13 protein-coding genes are annotated in these 15,053 nt (G+C 58.2%); 8 read left to right on the top strand and 5 right to left on the bottom strand.

All coding sequences use genetic code 11. The features are described 5' to 3' along the window. Window positions 1–3: 3 nt before the first annotated feature. Window positions 4–795: a 3-oxoadipate enol-lactonase gene (gene pcaD / locus ACZRMS_RS08880; RefSeq protein WP_463995012.1), complete on the top strand. Its 792-nt coding sequence runs from the start codon at window positions 4–6 to the stop codon at window positions 793–795. 9 nt (window positions 796–804) lie between these two features. Continuing rightward, window positions 805–1,197, top strand: a complete 393-nt coding sequence (pcaC, locus tag ACZRMS_RS08875; RefSeq protein WP_463995011.1) for a 4-carboxymuconolactone decarboxylase — start codon at window positions 805–807, stop codon at window positions 1,195–1,197. 150 nt (window positions 1,198–1,347) lie between these two features. Here the strand turns inward: pcaC and ACZRMS_RS08870 are convergent, their stop codons facing one another. Genes ACZRMS_RS08870 through ACZRMS_RS08860 form a run of 3 tightly spaced genes read right to left on the bottom strand, consistent with a single transcriptional unit; the run spans window position 1,348 to window position 7,103 of the window. Next, window positions 1,348–2,799: an AdeC/AdeK/OprM family multidrug efflux complex outer membrane factor gene (locus ACZRMS_RS08870; protein WP_463995010.1), complete on the bottom strand. Its 1,452-nt coding sequence runs from the start codon at window positions 2,797–2,799 to the stop codon at window positions 1,348–1,350. Further along, window positions 2,796–5,957 carry an efflux RND transporter permease subunit gene (locus ACZRMS_RS08865; protein ID WP_463995009.1) on the bottom strand — a complete coding sequence of 1,054 codons (3,162 nt, stop codon included), beginning with the start codon at window positions 5,955–5,957 and terminating at the stop codon, window positions 2,796–2,798. The genes ACZRMS_RS08870 and ACZRMS_RS08865 overlap by 4 nt, the downstream gene beginning before the upstream one ends. A gap of 3 nt (window positions 5,958–5,960) precedes the next feature. Beyond that, complete coding sequence (locus ACZRMS_RS08860; RefSeq protein ID WP_463995008.1) at window positions 5,961–7,103, bottom strand: efflux RND transporter periplasmic adaptor subunit; 1,143 nt, start codon at window positions 7,101–7,103, stop codon at window positions 5,961–5,963. Between the two features lie 265 nt (window positions 7,104–7,368). Here ACZRMS_RS08860 and ACZRMS_RS08855 point away from each other — a divergent pair, with 265 nt between their 5' ends. From ACZRMS_RS08855 to ACZRMS_RS08845, 3 genes are all read left to right on the top strand, one after another. Continuing rightward, window positions 7,369–8,025, top strand: a complete 657-nt coding sequence (locus tag ACZRMS_RS08855; protein WP_048359521.1) for a TetR family transcriptional regulator — start codon at window positions 7,369–7,371, stop codon at window positions 8,023–8,025. Between the two features lie 391 nt (window positions 8,026–8,416). Continuing rightward, window positions 8,417–9,115, top strand: coding sequence for a CoA transferase subunit A (locus ACZRMS_RS08850; RefSeq protein WP_048358966.1), 699 nt, complete (start codon window positions 8,417–8,419; stop codon window positions 9,113–9,115). Window positions 9,116–9,117: 2 nt separating this feature from the next. After that, window positions 9,118–9,747, top strand: a complete 630-nt coding sequence (locus ACZRMS_RS08845) for a CoA transferase subunit B (RefSeq protein WP_048358965.1) — start codon at window positions 9,118–9,120, stop codon at window positions 9,745–9,747. Between the two features lie 160 nt (window positions 9,748–9,907). Here the strand turns inward: ACZRMS_RS08845 and fdxA are convergent, their stop codons facing one another. Continuing rightward, window positions 9,908–10,231 carry a ferredoxin FdxA gene (fdxA, locus tag ACZRMS_RS08840; RefSeq protein ID WP_003443045.1) on the bottom strand — a complete coding sequence of 108 codons (324 nt, stop codon included), beginning with the start codon at window positions 10,229–10,231 and terminating at the stop codon, window positions 9,908–9,910. A 129-nt stretch (window positions 10,232–10,360) separates the two neighbouring features. Next, window positions 10,361–12,940 carry a DNA mismatch repair protein MutS gene (gene mutS / locus ACZRMS_RS08835; RefSeq protein WP_463995007.1) on the bottom strand — a complete coding sequence of 860 codons (2,580 nt, stop codon included), beginning with the start codon at window positions 12,938–12,940 and terminating at the stop codon, window positions 10,361–10,363. A gap of 157 nt (window positions 12,941–13,097) precedes the next feature. Here mutS and ACZRMS_RS08830 point away from each other — a divergent pair, with 157 nt between their 5' ends. The 3 genes from ACZRMS_RS08830 to ACZRMS_RS08820 all read left to right on the top strand — a co-directional run bounded on the left by ACZRMS_RS08830 (window position 13,098) and on the right by ACZRMS_RS08820 (window position 14,997). Continuing rightward, window positions 13,098–13,841, top strand: coding sequence for an XRE family transcriptional regulator (locus tag ACZRMS_RS08830; protein ID WP_463995078.1), 744 nt, complete (start codon window positions 13,098–13,100; stop codon window positions 13,839–13,841). Window positions 13,842–14,096: 255 nt separating this feature from the next. Then, window positions 14,097–14,441 (top strand): phage holin family protein, encoded by a 345-nt coding sequence (locus tag ACZRMS_RS08825; RefSeq protein ID WP_463995006.1) that lies wholly within the window; start codon window positions 14,097–14,099, stop codon window positions 14,439–14,441. A 55-nt stretch (window positions 14,442–14,496) separates the two neighbouring features. Continuing rightward, window positions 14,497–14,997: a CinA family protein gene (locus ACZRMS_RS08820; protein ID WP_463995005.1), complete on the top strand. Its 501-nt coding sequence runs from the start codon at window positions 14,497–14,499 to the stop codon at window positions 14,995–14,997. The last annotated feature ends 56 nt before the right edge of the window (window positions 14,998–15,053 follow it).

Raw genomic sequence — 15,053 nt, 5'->3', positions numbered from 1 at the left:
CTCGTGGGACGTGTACAACTTGTTGAAGGTGAACTCAATTACCGGCTGGACGGCCCGCAGGGTGCGCCTGTGCTGGTGTTGTCCAACTCGCTGGGCACTGACCTGGGAATGTGGGATACGCAGATCCCTGCGTTCGCCGAGCATTTCCAGGTATTGCGTTACGACACCCGGGGCCATGGCCAGTCGCTGGTGACCGAGGGCCCGTACAGTATTGAACAGTTGGGCGGTGACGTGCTGGCGCTGCTGGATGCGCTGCATATCGATCGGGCGCATTTTTGCGGGCTATCGATGGGCGGTTTGATTGGCCAATGGTTGGGGATCAATGCCGGTTCTCGCCTGCACAAGCTGGTGGTGTGCAATACCGCGGCCAGGATTGGCGAGCCTTCGGTGTGGAACCCGCGTATTGAAATGGTGCTGCGCGATGGCGCGGTGGCGATGGCCGGGTTACGCGATGCATCGATTGCCCGCTGGTTTACCCCGGACTATGCCGAGGCCAACCCGCAACAGGCCAGACGCATTACCGACATGCTGGCGGCCACCTCGCCCCAAGGCTACGCCGCCAACTGCGCGGCAGTGCGCGATGCGGATTTTCGCGAGCAACTGGACGCTATCGCCGTGCCCATGCTGGTGATAGCCGGCACTGAGGATGCGGTCACGCCACCGGCCGGCAGCCATTTCATCCAGGAGCATGTGCGTGGTGCGCAATACGCCGAGTTCCACGCCGCGCACCTGTCCAACGTGCAGGCCGGTGATGCCTTCAGCCAGCGCGTACTGGAATTTCTGTTAGCGGCCTAAGGAGCTTTTATGGACGAGAAACAACGTTACGACGAAGGCATGAATGTGCGCCGCGCAGTGTTGGGCGATGCCCATGTCGATCGCAGCCTCAATGCCCTGACTGAGTTCAACAGTGAATTTCAGGAAATGATCACCCGTCATGCCTGGGGTGATATCTGGACCCGCCCCGGGTTGCCGCGTCATACCCGCAGCCTGATTACCATTGCGATGCTGATCGGCATGAACCGCAATGAAGAGCTGAAGCTGCATCTGCGAGCAGCGGCCAATAATGGTGTGAGCCGTGTCGAGATCAAGGAAGTGATCATGCAGAGCGCCATCTACTGTGGCATTCCGGCGGCCAATGCGACCTTCCATCTGGCGGAGTCGGTGTGGGATGAATTGGGGGTTGAGTCGCGGGTGTAATCGACAAATGTGAGAGCGGTCTTGCTTGCGATGCAGGCGACACGGTCTGTCAGGCAAGCCGGGGTGAGGCCATCGCGAGCAAGCCCGCTCCCGCGGGCTCCTAAACAACAAACCCGCCAAAAGGCGGGTTTGTTGTTTAACCGGTGTGCATCAGGCCTTTGGAGGCTGATCCGCAACAGGGCGGTTTTGCCCGGACTGCTCAAACCAGCCGCCACCCAGCGCCTTGTACAGCGTGACTTCGCTGGTCAACTGCGAAAGCCGGTCGGTGATCAACGATTGCTGCGCGCTGAACAACGAGCGCTGGGCATCGAGGAAGGTCAGGTTGCTGTCGATGCCAATCCGGTAACGACGCTCGGCTAACCGGTAGTAATCCTGGTTGGCGTTGACGAAATCGGTTTGTGCCTGCAACTGCTGGTTGTAGGTCTGACGTGCTGCCAGGCCGTCGGAGACTTCCTGGAATGCGGTCTGGATCGTTTTCTCGTACTGAGAAACGGTGATGTCTTTCTGGATTTTCGAGTAGTCCAGGCTGGCGCGCAAAGCCCCTGCGTTAAAGATCGGCAGGTTGATTTGCGGCGAGAACAGCCAGGTGCCCGAACCGCCCTTGAACAAGCCTGACAGGTCAGGGCTCAAGGTCCCGGCATTGGCCGTGAGGCTGATGCTCGGGAAGAACGCAGCCCGCGCGGCGCCGATGTTGGCGTTAGCGGCCAACAATTTGTGCTCGGCTTCCAGGATGTCCGGACGACGTTGCAGCAAGTCCGACGGCAAGCCCGCCGGTACTTCGTTCAACAGGTCGGCCGCCAGCGGTTTGGCCGCCGGCAGGTTGTCCGGGATGGTGGTGCCGAGCAACAGCGCGAGGCTGTTCTGGTCTTGAGCCACCTGGCGGGTGTACCTGGCCAGCTGGACCTTGGCATTTTCCACCGAGGTACGCGACTGGCTCACGTCCAGAGCCGAGGCCACACCCACTTCATTGCTGCGCAAGGTGAGCTTGTAGCTCTCATCGAACGTCTTGAGGGTGTCTTCGGTCAGCTTGAGCAGCTCTTTGTCAGCCTGCCAGGTCATGTAAGCATTGGCGACACTGGCCACCAGACTGATCTGGGTGCTGCGTCGGGCTTCTTCGGTTGCAAAGTAGTTCTGCAGCGCCTGGTCGCTCAGGCTGCGAACGCGGCCGAACAGGTCCAGCTCATACGCGCTGACCCCGAGGGTCGCCGAATACGAACTGGTAATGCCTGACTCGCCGGTTTGCGACATGCTCGCCGGTGTGCGCTGACGGCTACCGCTGCCATTGGCTGAAACCGCCGGGAACAGATCGGCCCGTTGAATGCGGTACTGCGCGGCATAGGCGTCGATGTTCAGCGCCGCGACACGCAAGTCGCGGTTGTTGATCAGAGCTGTCTGAATAAGCTGCTGCAGGGCCGGATCCTGGAAAAACTGACGCCAGCCTTGTTCTGCAGCGGCCTTGTTGGCCGCCTCGGTTGGGGAGTAGGCCGGGCCTTGCGGGTACTGCGCCGCTACCGGCGCTTCAGGGCGCTGGTAGTCGGGGATCAGTGAGCAGCCGCCCAGCGTAAACGCGGCGACAGCTACTGCGAGAAGCGACTTGCTCATTGGCCAGCCTCTTGATTTGGAGTTTTAGTCAGGTCCACTTTTTTCTCTGAGTCCTTGTCCTTGCCGCGACCAAAGGAGGATACGGCCACAAAGAACAGCGGTACCCAGAACACGGCCAATACGGTTGCGGTGATCATGCCACCGATTACACCCGTACCAATAGCATGCTGGCTACCCGAGCCTGCACCCGTGGAGATGGCCAGCGGAACAACACCCAGTACAAACGCCAGCGAGGTCATGATGATCGGACGCAGACGCATGCGGCACGCCTCGATCGCTGCATCGGCCAGACTTCGTCCCTGTTCATGCAGTTCTTTGGCGAACTCGACGATCAGAATGGCGTTTTTCGATGCCAGACCGATGGTCGTCAACAAGCCCACCTGGAAGTACACGTCGTTGGACAACCCCCGCAGGCTGGTGGCCATAAGCGCACCGATAATCCCCAGCGGAACAACCAGCATCACCGCAATCGGGATCGACCAGCTTTCGTACAGAGCTGCAAGGCAGAGGAAAACCATCAGCAAGGAAATTGCGTACAGGGCAGGTGCTTGCGAACCTGACAGGCGCTCCTCGTAAGACAGACCTGTCCAGGAAATACCCACACCCGCAGGCAGTTTCTTGGCCAGGGCTTCGACTTCAGCCATGGCTTGACCGCTGGTGTAGCCCGGTGCCGGAGCGCCGAGGATTTCCATGGCTTCTACGCCGTTGTAACGCGACAGTTTGGGTGGGCCATAGATCCATTCGCCCTTGGCGAAGGCCGAGAACGGCACCATGGTTCCTTCGTCGTTGCGCACATACCACTTCTTCAGGTCTTCGGGGTTCATCCGCGAGTCAGCTTCGCCTTGCAGGAAAACCTTTTTGACCCGACCGTGGTCGATGAAGTCGTTGACATAGCTGGCACCCAGTCCGATGGACAGGGTGTTGTTGATGTCCGAAATGCTGACGCCCAGGGCGCGAGCAGCTTCATCGTCAATCAGCAGTTTGTACTGCGGTTCATCGTTCAGACCGTTCGGACGTACGCCCGCCAGGATCTTGCTTTGAGCGGCCATCCCCAGGAACTGGTTACGGGCGGCCATCAGCTTCTCGTGACCGATACCGGAGCGGTCTTGCAGGTAAACGTCAAAACCGGTGGCGTTACCCAGCTCCATTACGGCAGGCGGGGCAAAGGCGAAGACCATTGCATCGCGGTAGCTGGAGAACACTTTCTGCGCCCGTGCGGCCAGCGCAAACACGCTGTTGTCCGCATCTCGTTCGCCCCATGGCTTGAGCATGATGAACGCCAGGCCAGAGCTCTGGCCGCGACCGGCAAAGTTGAAGCCGTTCACGGTAAACACCGAAGACACAGCGCCTGATTCTTCGGTCAGCAGGTATTCGCGCATCCTGTCGACCACCTGCTGAGTGCGCTCTGCAGTGGTGCCCGCGGGAGTTTGAACCTGTGCAAACAGTACGCCCTGGTCTTCTTCCGGAAGGAAGGAGGTAGGGATACGGGTAAACAGGAACACCATGCCGACCACAATCAGCACGTAAGCCAGGAAGTACGGCACCTTGTTACGCAGGATGCTGCCGACACCTTTTTCGTAGCGTTTGACGCCACTGTCGAAGGTACGGTTGAACCAGCCGAAGAACCCGCGCTTGTTCTCGCCGTGATCACCCTTCTGGATGGGCTTGAGCATGGTGGCGCACAGGGCCGGCGTGAAGATCAGGGCAACCACTACCGACAGGGCCATCGCCGAAACGATAGTGATCGAGAACTGTTTGTAAATCACACCGGTGGAACCGCTGAAGAAGGCCATTGGCAGCAGAACCGCCGACAGCACCAGGGCAATACCCACCAGGGCGCCCTGAATCTGCTCCATGGATTTCTTGGTGGCTTCTTTAGGTGGCAGTCCTTCCTCGGACATCACCCGCTCAACGTTCTCAACCACAACGATGGCATCGTCCACCAGCAAGCCGATGGCCAGAACCATACCGAACATGGTCAGGGTGTTAATGCTGAAGCCTGCGGCCGCCAGGATCCCGAAGGTACCGAGCAATACCACCGGCACTGTCATCGTGGTGATGATGGTGGCACGGAAGTTCTGCAGGAACAGGAACATCACCAGGAATACCAGTACAACGGCTTCAACCAGCGTATGAACTACACCTTCGATCGATGCCGAAACCACTGGCGTGGTGTCGTATGGGTAAACGACTTTCATGCCTTCAGGGAAGAAGGGTTCCAGGCCGTTGATGGTTTCACGCAATGCTTTTGCCGTGTCCAGGGCGTTGGAGCCCGGGGCCAGCTTGATTGCAATACCTGAAGCCGGCTTGCCGTTGAATTGCGCGCTGACGCTGTAGTTTTCACCACCCAGAGCCACATCGGCGACATCGCTCAGGCGGACCTGGGAGCCGTCGGTGTTGACCTTGAGCAGGATCTTTTTGAACTCTTCTGCGGTTTGCAGACGGGTTTTACCAATGATGGTCGCGTTCAGCTCCTGACCCTGGACGGCAGGCAGGCCGCCCAGTTGCCCGGAGGACACCTGTACGTTCTGTGCAGAAATGGCGGATTTAACATCTACCGGGGTCAGGTTGTACTTGTTCAGCTTGACCGGGTCGAGCCAGATACGCATGGCGTACTGGGCACCGAACACCTGGAAGTCGCCCACACCTTCAGTACGGGAGATCGGGTCCTGCATGTTGGAGACGATGTAGTTCGACAGGTCGTCCTTGTTCATGCTGCCGTTATCAGACACCACGCCGATAACCATCAGGAAGTTTTTCACTGCCTTGGTTACGCGGATACCTTGCTGCTGAACTTCTTGCGGCAGCAGGGGGGTCGCCAGGTTGAGCTTGTTCTGCACCTGAACCTGAGCGGTGTCAGGGTCTGTGCCTTGCTCGAACGTGGCGGTGATGCTCATGCTGCCGTCGGAGTTACTTTCCGAGGACACATAACGCAAGTGGTCAATGCCGTTGAGCTGCTGCTCGATCACCTGGACCACGGTGTCCTGCACGGTTTGCGCCGAAGCGCCCGGGTAGGTCACAGAAATCGAGATGGCCGGTGGCGCGATGCTCGGGTACTGGTTGATCGGAAGTTTGAGGATCGATAGAGCCCCGACCAGCATGATTACCAGGGCTATTACCCAGGCAAAGATTGGACGGTCGATAAAAAATTTCGACATGGTTTACTCCCCTTTACTGCCTGCAGCTTTGTCTGTTGCCGGGGCAGATGCCGGGGTTGCGGGCTCCATGATTTTCACTTCAACACCAGGTTTGATGAACTGCAGGCCGTCTGTAATCAGACGATCGCCGGCATTCAGGCCTTTCTCTACCAGCCAGTTGCTGCCCACGGTGCGCGAAGCCTGAAGCACTCGCAGCTCAACCTTGTTGTCCGGGCCCACGATCAAGGCTGTTGGTTGGCCCTTGAGGTTGTGAGTCACGCCAATTTGAGGGGCCAGGATCGCATTGCTGTCGATACCCGCTTCCAGTTGTGCGTGAACAAACATGCCAGGCAACAGGATCTCGTCCGGGTTCGGGAACACAGCGCGCAAGGTTACGGAACCGGTGGTTTCATCAACCGACACTTCGGAGAATTCCAGGCGGCCTTCCTGTGCGTACTCACTGCCATCGGGCAGGGTCAGCTTGACCTTGGCGGCGTTTTCACCGGCTTTCTTCAAGCGGCCATCAGCCAGATCGCGGCGCAGCTCGAGCATTTCTACCGAGGACTGGGTCACGTCAACGTAGATCGGGTCCAGTTGGGTGATCACGGCCAATGCGTTCGCCTGGCCACTGGTTACCAGTGCGCCTTCAGTGAACAGCGAACGACCAATGCGGCCGGTCAGCGGTGCCAGAACCTTGGTGTAACGCAGGTTGACCTGAGCGGTGTTCAGTGCGGCTTCGGCTTCAAGGCGTGCGGACTCGGCGTTGTCGTATTCCTGACGGCTTACGGCTTGCTCTGCGACCAGTTGCTTGTAGCGATCAGCCAGGGATTTGGCCGATTGCAGTGTGGCGCGTGCACTCAGTACGGCACTTTCATAGATAGCCGGGTCGATCTGGTACAGCTGCTGGCCAATTTTGACATCGCTGCCTTCTTTGAACAGACGCTTGAGAATAATGCCGTTTACCTGTGGGCGAACTTCCGCAGAGCGGTAAGACGCGGTGCGACCTGGAAGGTCGGTCGTTAAGGTGAAAGGCTGGGTTTTCAGCGTCACGACGCCGACCTGAGGGATTTGCGGGGCAGGTGCTGCCTCTTCCTTTTTGCATCCGCTGAGCAGCGAAGCTAGGGCGATGGCAGCAACCAGAGCGGTAACAGCTGGCTTGAATTGCATGAAGATCCTCGGGTCAGGCACGCGAAAGCGCACAAGAATAGTGGAAGGGTAAAGAAAGCTGTTCCGGGTGGATAAAAAGCTTGCTAAGGAATATACTTACATTCGTGTATGTTTGTAAATAGCGAGGGCATGTCTCGCCACGAACTGCAGAGCCCTTTTTTAAGCATGTAGTAGGCCGGGATAAGGCATAACAAACGCCACCCGATGTTGATCCGGGCGTGTGACCGAAGTTGCCCGAATCCTCCTGATTGAGGTTTTTATTGCCATGGCGCGTCGTACCAAAGAAGAAGCTCTTGAGACACGGAGCAAAATCCTCGAAGCAGCTGAACAGGCCTTTTATGAGCGGGGTGTTGCGCGCACGACTCTGGCTGATATTGCCGCGTTGGCGGGTGTCACCCGTGGTGCAATTTACTGGCACTTCAGCAACAAGGCCGAGCTGGTTCAAGCCATGCTCGACAGCCTGCATGAGCCGTTGGATGAAATGGCCAAAGCCAGTGAAAGTGAGAACGAGGTTGATCCGCTCGGCTGCATGCGCCAACTGTTGATTCACTTGTTCCGCCAGGTTGCCATTGATCCAAAAACCCGGCGTATCAATGAAATTTTGTTTCATAAGTGCGAATTCACTGACGAAATGTGTGATTTACGGGCTCAGCGCCAGGTTGCGATGGTCGATTGCAACAACAGGATCGAGCTTGCCCTGAGCAATGCCATACATCGTCAACAGCTCCCCGAGACGCTTGACGTTCGCCGGGCCGCTATATCCTTGCACGCCTATATCGACGGAATACTCGGGCAATGGCTGCTGGTTCCCAATACTTTCGAGCTTTTCAAGGAGGCTGAGTCCTGGGTCGATACGGGGCTGGACATGTTGCGATTCAGCCCTGCGCTGCTAATCCGCGGCGATATTCGAAAGGGAGTCTAGTAGGCTCAAGGGATAAGGCGAGTGAAGATTTTGCCTTCTTGGCCATTCGATGCCCGACGGCCTTTATATACGTCTGGTAAGCGGGTTTAAAGTTAGCGAGCTAAGTATTTTGTAGCTAAATTGTTATCGTTTCGTGAAGCCTCCTACAACCTTTGGTTAATCAGCCTAAGCCAAGGGAGGTATTGAGCTGCTGACATGGAGCATCTTTCTTCGTTATTTTTCTCAATCAATCTCTCCTGCGTTTGCTTCCCCTACACTTGAGCAAGGCTCTGGCATGACCAGAGCGGCCAAAATCGGGGAGCGGGCGACTGCCAAGACATTTGTCCTCTTTCGACTAAAGCAAACAGACCGCGATGGTGTTGTGTGTCGCGGAGAATTCGAGGACTAACAAGTGAACAAGATTTACTCGAGTGCTGAATCTGCCTTGCAGGGGCTGATCGAAGACGGCATGACCCTGGCGGTGGGCGGTTTTGGGTTGTGCGGGATTCCGGAGGCGCTGATTGCGGCCTTGCGTGATACCGGCAAGCGCGAGCTGACGGTGATCAGTAACAACGCCGGGGTTGACGGTTTCGGCTTGGGGCAACTGCTGACGACGCGTCAGATCCGCAAAATGATTTCTTCCTACGTGGGCGAGAACAAAGAGTTCGAGCGCCAGTACCTGGCCGGCGAGCTTGAGCTGGAGTTCACCCCCCAGGGCACCCTCGCGGAAAAACTGCGGGCGGGCGGGGCGGGCATTCCCGCGTTTTACACCAAGACCGGTTACGGCACGTTGGTGGCTGAAGGTAAGGAGACCCGCGAGTTCGATGGCGAGTGGTACGTCATGGAGCGCTCACTGCGCGCCGATGTGGCGCTGGTCAAGGCCTGGAAAGCCGATAAGTCCGGCAACCTGCTGTTCAACAAAACCGCACGCAACTTCAACCCGCTGGCGGCCATGGCGGCCAGGATCTGTGTGGTGGAAGTGGAAGAAATCGTCGAGATCGGCGAAATCGAGCCTGATCAGGTTCATTTGCCCGGGATTTACGTACAGCGGCTGGTACTCAACGCCACCCCGGAAAAACGCATCGAACAACGCACCGTGCGGAGCGCCTGACCATGGCCTGGACTCGAGAAGAAATGGCGCACCGCGCCGCCCAAGAACTGCAGGACGGTTTTTACGTCAACCTCGGCATTGGCTTGCCGACTCTGGTAGCCAATTACATTCCAGAAGGCATGGATGTGTGGCTGCAAAGTGAAAACGGCCTGCTCGGTATTGGCCCGTTTCCGACGGAAAATGAAGTCGATGCGGATCTGATCAACGCCGGTAAGCAGACCATTACCACTTTGCCTGGCAGCAGTTTTTTCAACAGCGCCGACTCGTTCGCGATGATCCGTGGCGGTCATATCAACCTGTCGATCCTTGGTGCCATGCAGGTTTCCGAGAAGGGCGACCTGGCCAACTGGATGATCCCGGGCAAGATGGTCAAGGGCATGGGTGGCGCTATGGACCTGGTGGCCGGGGTCAAGCGCGTGGTGGTGCTGATGGAGCACACCGCCAAAGGCGGTACCCATAAGCTGCTCAAGCAGTGTGACTTGCCACTGACCGGTGTGGGTGTGGTTGATCGGATCATCACCGATCTGGCGGTGCTGGACGTGACCGAGCAGGGGCTCAAGCTGGTTGAGCTGGCAGCGGGCGTCAGCCTTGAAGAGCTGAAAGCGGCCACCGGCTGTGAAATCAGCGGCTGAAACCTCTGTGGGATCGGGCTTGCGCGCGATGCAGGCGGCGCGGTCTGCCTGATCAGCTGAGTTGATGCCATTGCGAGCAAGCCCGCTCCCACAAGTGCAGTGTCCTGAAACGCAAAAAGCCCCGGCTCTCAGGAGACGGGGCTTTTTGCTGCAGCGTGAATCAGCGTTCCAGATCTTTGATCTTGCCTTTCACGCCATCAAACTCTTCCGCGTCCGGCAGAGCGTCTTTCTTCTCAGTGATGTTTGGCCAGATTTCAGCCAGCTCAACATTCAACTGAATAAACTCTTGCATGTCCGCAGGCACTTCATCTTCAGAGAAGATCGCCTGTGCAGGGCATTCCGGCTCACAAAGCGCGCAGTCAATGCACTCATCCGGGTGAATCACCAGGAAGTTCGGGCCTTCGTAAAAGCAGTCCACCGGACAGACTTCTACGCAGTCGGTGTACTTGCACTTGATGCAGTTGTCGGTGACGACGAAGGTCATTTCTAATTCTCTCCTCAGGCGGCGGCAGCGAAGCCCTTCCAGGTCGGGTTCGCCGGGTTCGGGAGTGATATCTACAGGCCAGGCTAAAAGGCCAGTAGCATCCCGAACCGCGCGCGATTCTAGCAGCTTTTACAGGCGTGTCTTTAATGTGTAGAGCAAATCAAGCGCTTTACGTGGCGTCATATTGTCCAGATCAAGCTTGGACAGGTCATCCAGCACCGGGTGAGGCAGGCTGGCAAACATGTCGCTTTGCTGTGGTGCAGCCTTCTTGCCCGGTGCCGGTCGCGGTACTTCGTGGGGCAGGCTGGTGGTTTCCAGGCGGCTCAAATGCTCGCGGGCCCGGGTGATCACATTGGCTGGAACCCCCGCCAGCTGGGCCACGGCCAAGCCATAGCTCTGGCTCGCCGGGCCAGGCAATACATGGTGCAGGAACACGATGCGCTCGTTGTGTTCAGTGGCGCTCAAGTGCACGTTGGCAACCAGCGGCTCGTTTTCGGGCAATACCGTCAATTCGAAGTAGTGCGTTGCAAACAAAGTATAGGCGCGCAATTGAGCGAGACGTTCTGCCGCAGCCCAGGCCAGCGACAAACCGTCGAAGGTGCTGGTGCCGCGACCCACTTCATCCATCAGTACCAGGCTGCGATCGGTGGCGTTGTGCAGAATATTGGCGGTTTCGCTCATTTCGACCATGAAGGTCGAGCGCCCGCCCGCCAGATCATCGCTGGAGCCGATCCGGGTGAAGATGCGGTCAACCAGCGACAGCTCACAGCTGGCCGCCGGCACAAAACTGCCAATATGCGCCAGCAATACGATCAATGCGGTTTGGCGCATGTAGGTCGATTTACCGCCCATGTTAGGACCTGTGATCACCAGCATGCGGGTGTTGTCATCCAGCGCCAGGTCGTTCGCCACAAACGGGGTGGTCAGTACTTGCTCGACCACCGGGTGGCGACCCTGGCTGATGCGCATGCACGGTTCGTCAACAAAACGCGGGCAGTTCAGGTCCAGATTCAGGGCACGCTCGGCCAGATTGCTCAGCACATCCAGCTCGGCCAGTGCGGCGGCGGTGTCTTGCAACGGCGCCAGGTGGCCGATCATTTCTTCGAGCAGGGCTTCGTAAAGCATCTTCTCGCGGGCCAGGGCCCGGCTTTTGGCCGACAGGGCTTTATCCTCGAAGGCCTTGAGCTCCGGGGTGATAAAGCGCTCGGCGCCTTTGAGCGTTTGGCGGCGGATGTAATCAGCCGGTGCCTGCTCAGCCTGCTTGCTCGGCAGCTCGATAAAGTAACCGTGCACCCGGTTGTAACCGACCTTGAGGTTGGCCAGGCCGGTGCGGGCTTTTTCGCGGGCTTCCAGATCGATCAGGAACTGACCGGCGTTTTCGCTCAGCGACTGCAACTCATCGAGTTCTGCGTCATAGCCGGTCTTCAGCACGCCACCATCACGGATCACTGCGGGCGGGTTGTCGTTGATGGCTTTTTCCAGCAGGGCCGCCAGCTCGGGGTAGGTGCTGGTGAGTGTGGCCAGTTGCTGCAGGTGCGGTGCTTCGAGCCCGATCATCGCGTCTTGCAGTTCGGGTAGCGCGTTCAAGGCATCTCGCAGGCGTGCCAGGTCGCGGGGGCGGGCATTACGCAGGCCGATACGGGCCAGAATCCGCTCCAGATCGCCGATTTCCTTGAGCTGTGGCTGCAGTTTTTCGAAGCGATAGCCGTCCAGCAAACAGGTGATCGACGACTGGCGGGCCAGCAGGACGCTCAAGTCGCGCAGCGGACGGTTCAACCAGCGGGTCAGCAAGCGGCTGCCCATTGATGTCTGGCAACGGTCGACCACTGATTGCAAGGTGTTGTCGCGACCGCCGGCCAGGTTGGTGTCCAGCTCCAGGTTACGTCGGCTGGCGCCGTCAAGCACCACGGTGTCGTCCAGGCGCTCATGGCGCAGGCTGCGTAAATGGGGCAGGGCGGTACGCTGGGTTTCCTTGGCGTAGCTGAGCAGGCAGCCGGCGGCGCCAATGGCCAGGGTCAGGTTTTCGCAGCCGAAGCCTTTAAGGTCTTGGGTCGAGAACTGCTGGCACAGGCTTTTCAGGGCCGAGTCGCGCTCAAAGTCCCACGGCGCACGACGACGAACGCCACGGCGTTTTTCGGCGGGCAGGCCTTGTGGCCAGTCATCCGGGATCATCAGCTCGACCGGGTTGATGCGCTCCAGTTCGGCCAGCAGGTTTTCCCAGCCCTTGATTTCAAGTACCGAGAAGTTGCCGCTGGTAATGTCCAGAACGGCCAGGCCAAACAGGCGTTCGTCCCCCAGCACGGCGGCAATCAGGTTGTCGCGGCGCTCATCCATCAACGCCTCGTCACTGACCGTACCCGGGGTGATGATGCGCACTACCTGGCGGTCAACCGGGCCTTTGCTGGTTGCCGGATCGCCGACCTGTTCGCAAATCACCACCGACTCGCCAAGCTTTACCAGCTTGGCCAGATACCCTTCAGCCGCATGGTAAGGAATCCCGCACATCGGGATCGCCTGCCCTGCAGACTGCCCACGTGCCGTGAGCGTGATATCCAGCAACTTGGCGGCTTTCTTCGCGTCTTCGTAGAAGATCTCGTAGAAATCGCCCATGCGATAGAACATCAGCTGATCAGGGTGCTGGTTCTTCAGGCGCCAGTACTGTTGCATCATCGGCGTGTGTGAGGACAGGTCGGAGGTATTTTTGCTCATCAGGACTTGGGCGGATTCGTTTATAAGTGGGGAGAAGGCAGGCGCGCGGCCTGAGGTTTTCGCAATGGACGCAAGGTTAACATGTCAGCCCCTTGTGCTGACGCGTTGCTATAAATAGAAGAAATAGCATTTGCCATCGATAAACACGGCCAGCACTATTCCCGCCATGTCCAAACGAACTGTTTCAACCGTCCTCAAAGAGCTGCTTGTGCGCCACAAGATCAGCGCCATGGCGCTGCACCGGAGCACCGGGGTGCCGCAGCCCACCCTCTCGCGCATCCTGAGCGGCAAAATTGTCGATCCTTCCGACAGACATATCTCCAGGATCGCCGAGTACTTCAACATCAGTACCGATCGCTTGCGCGGCCGGGATGACGTTCGTGCGCCCGCAGCGCCTGAAACCGAGCACCGTCACCCTGAGCTGCGCGACATTTTCCTGTGGGATGACGATACGCCGGTGGCGGACGATGAGGTGTCCATCCCGTTCTTGCGCCAGGTCGAGCTGGCTGCGGGTTCCGGGCGCTTTGCCATTGAGGAAAGCGATCGCGCCAAGCTGCGTTTCGGCAAGCGCAGCCTGCGCCACAACGGTGTCGAGTTTGATCACGCCAAGTGCGTGACGGTGCGTGGGGACAGCATGCTGCCGGTGTTGCGGGACGGGGCAACGGTGGGGGTCAATGCCGGCAAGCGCACCCTGGACGAGGTCATCGATGGCGACTTGTATGCGCTCAATCACAACGGCCAGTTGCGGGTCAAGCAGCTGTACAGGCTGGCGGCCGGTATCCGTTTGCGCAGCTTCAATCGGGATGAATTTCCGGATGAGGATTACGCCTACAACGATCTGGAGGATGAGCAGCTCGTGATCCTCGGTCATGTTTTTTGGTGGGGCATGTACGCCCGCTAACTGCCATTTTTGAGAAAACCCCACGTAGCAGTGGGTTTTTTTTCGCCATTAAAAAGATCATTCGCACTGTTTTTGGCCATTTTGCTGGCTTGAAAGGGTGGCTCAAATAAATATATGCATCAGTGCATTGACTGTATATCCATACATGCATAGTCTTTGTTGCATGGCGGTCAACGATGGCGCTTGAGCAGGGACGTGGCGCTACAGCCGGGCCAGAAATTGGCGCTTATCAAATAAGAACTCAGGAGTGATGACATGATTAATGAACCGCAAATTTTGCTGGAAATGCCGGTTTTACTGGTCATCCTTCTGGCCTTGGTAGGCGGCATTTTTGGTGAAATGTGGCGGGCGGACAAGGACGGTGCGAGCGGGTGGTTGCTGGTGCGTCGGCTGGCGTTGCGTTCGGGGGCGTGCATGGTGTGCGGTGTTTCAACATTCATGCTGCTGTACTCGGCCGGGATGTCCATGCTGGCGGCCGGCGCCCTGGGTTGCCTGACGGCGCTGGCCGGCGCGGATGCGGCCATCAGTCTTTATCAGCGCTGGGTTGCCAGAAAGCTCGGGGTTGATGGCGCAAGCGCCGACTCGCGGATCGATCCGTAGGCCGGGCTTTTTTGGTGTAGGTTATGGCGCTTACCCGTCCCATCAGGAGAGGACCGTGAACCCTATATCTCAACTCGCGGCTGAACTTGGGCAGCATTTGCATGCTCTTAATGCCCAGGTGACAACGGCAGAGTCCTGCACCGGTGGCGGTATTGCAGAAGCCATTACGCGTATTGCGGGCAGCTCTGCCTGGTTTGAAGCAGGCTTTGTGACCTATTCCAACCGGCAAAAAACCAGGCAGCTGGGCGTTCCCGAGCGGCTGTTCACGCAGGCTGGAGCGGTTAGCCGCGAGGTGGTCGAGGCGATGGTGCGCGGTGCGCAAGCCCAAAGCGGGGCGCGATTTGCCGTGGCAGTGAGTGGCGTGGCCGGCCCGGGCGGCGGTTCGCCGCAAAAGCCGGTCGGCACTGTCTGGCTGGCATGGGGTGCCGGCGATGAAGTATCGAGCGAGTGCAGACACTTCCCGGGTGACCGCGATGAGGTGCGCCAGCAAACGGTGATTGCTGCCCTGGAAGGCTTAATACGCCGAACGGTACGAGAAATAAAAAATCAGGGGTAGGCGATCGTTTAACCCTGTGGAATAATACTGGCTACTTATACAGTTATCGGCCGCTA

The sequence above is a fragment of the Pseudomonas sp. B424 genome (genome assembly GCF_055408345.1).
Note: the sequence above shows the minus strand (reverse complement) of the source record. Positions and strands in the feature narration are given on the sequence as shown.

What these genes read in the sequence shown, in the direction of transcription:
- pcaC (WP_463995011.1), top strand. Translation starts at nt 805, where the DNA reads ATGGACGAGAAACAACGTTACGACGAAGGCATGAATGTGCGCCGCGCA.
- ACZRMS_RS08870 (WP_463995010.1), bottom strand. Translation starts at nt 2,799, where the DNA reads ATGAGCAAGTCGCTTCTCGCAGTAGCTGTCGCCGCGTTTACGCTGGGC.
- ACZRMS_RS08865 (WP_463995009.1), bottom strand. Translation starts at nt 5,957, where the DNA reads ATGTCGAAATTTTTTATCGACCGTCCAATCTTTGCCTGGGTAATAGCC.
- ACZRMS_RS08860 (WP_463995008.1), bottom strand. Translation starts at nt 7,103, where the DNA reads ATGCAATTCAAGCCAGCTGTTACCGCTCTGGTTGCTGCCATCGCCCTA.
- ACZRMS_RS08855 (WP_048359521.1), top strand. Translation starts at nt 7,369, where the DNA reads ATGGCGCGTCGTACCAAAGAAGAAGCTCTTGAGACACGGAGCAAAATC.
- ACZRMS_RS08845 (WP_048358965.1), top strand. Translation starts at nt 9,118, where the DNA reads ATGGCCTGGACTCGAGAAGAAATGGCGCACCGCGCCGCCCAAGAACTG.
- fdxA (WP_003443045.1), bottom strand. Translation starts at nt 10,231, where the DNA reads ATGACCTTCGTCGTCACCGACAACTGCATCAAGTGCAAGTACACCGAC.
- mutS (WP_463995007.1), bottom strand. Translation starts at nt 12,940, where the DNA reads ATGAGCAAAAATACCTCCGACCTGTCCTCACACACGCCGATGATGCAA.
- ACZRMS_RS08825 (WP_463995006.1), top strand. Translation starts at nt 14,097, where the DNA reads ATGATTAATGAACCGCAAATTTTGCTGGAAATGCCGGTTTTACTGGTC.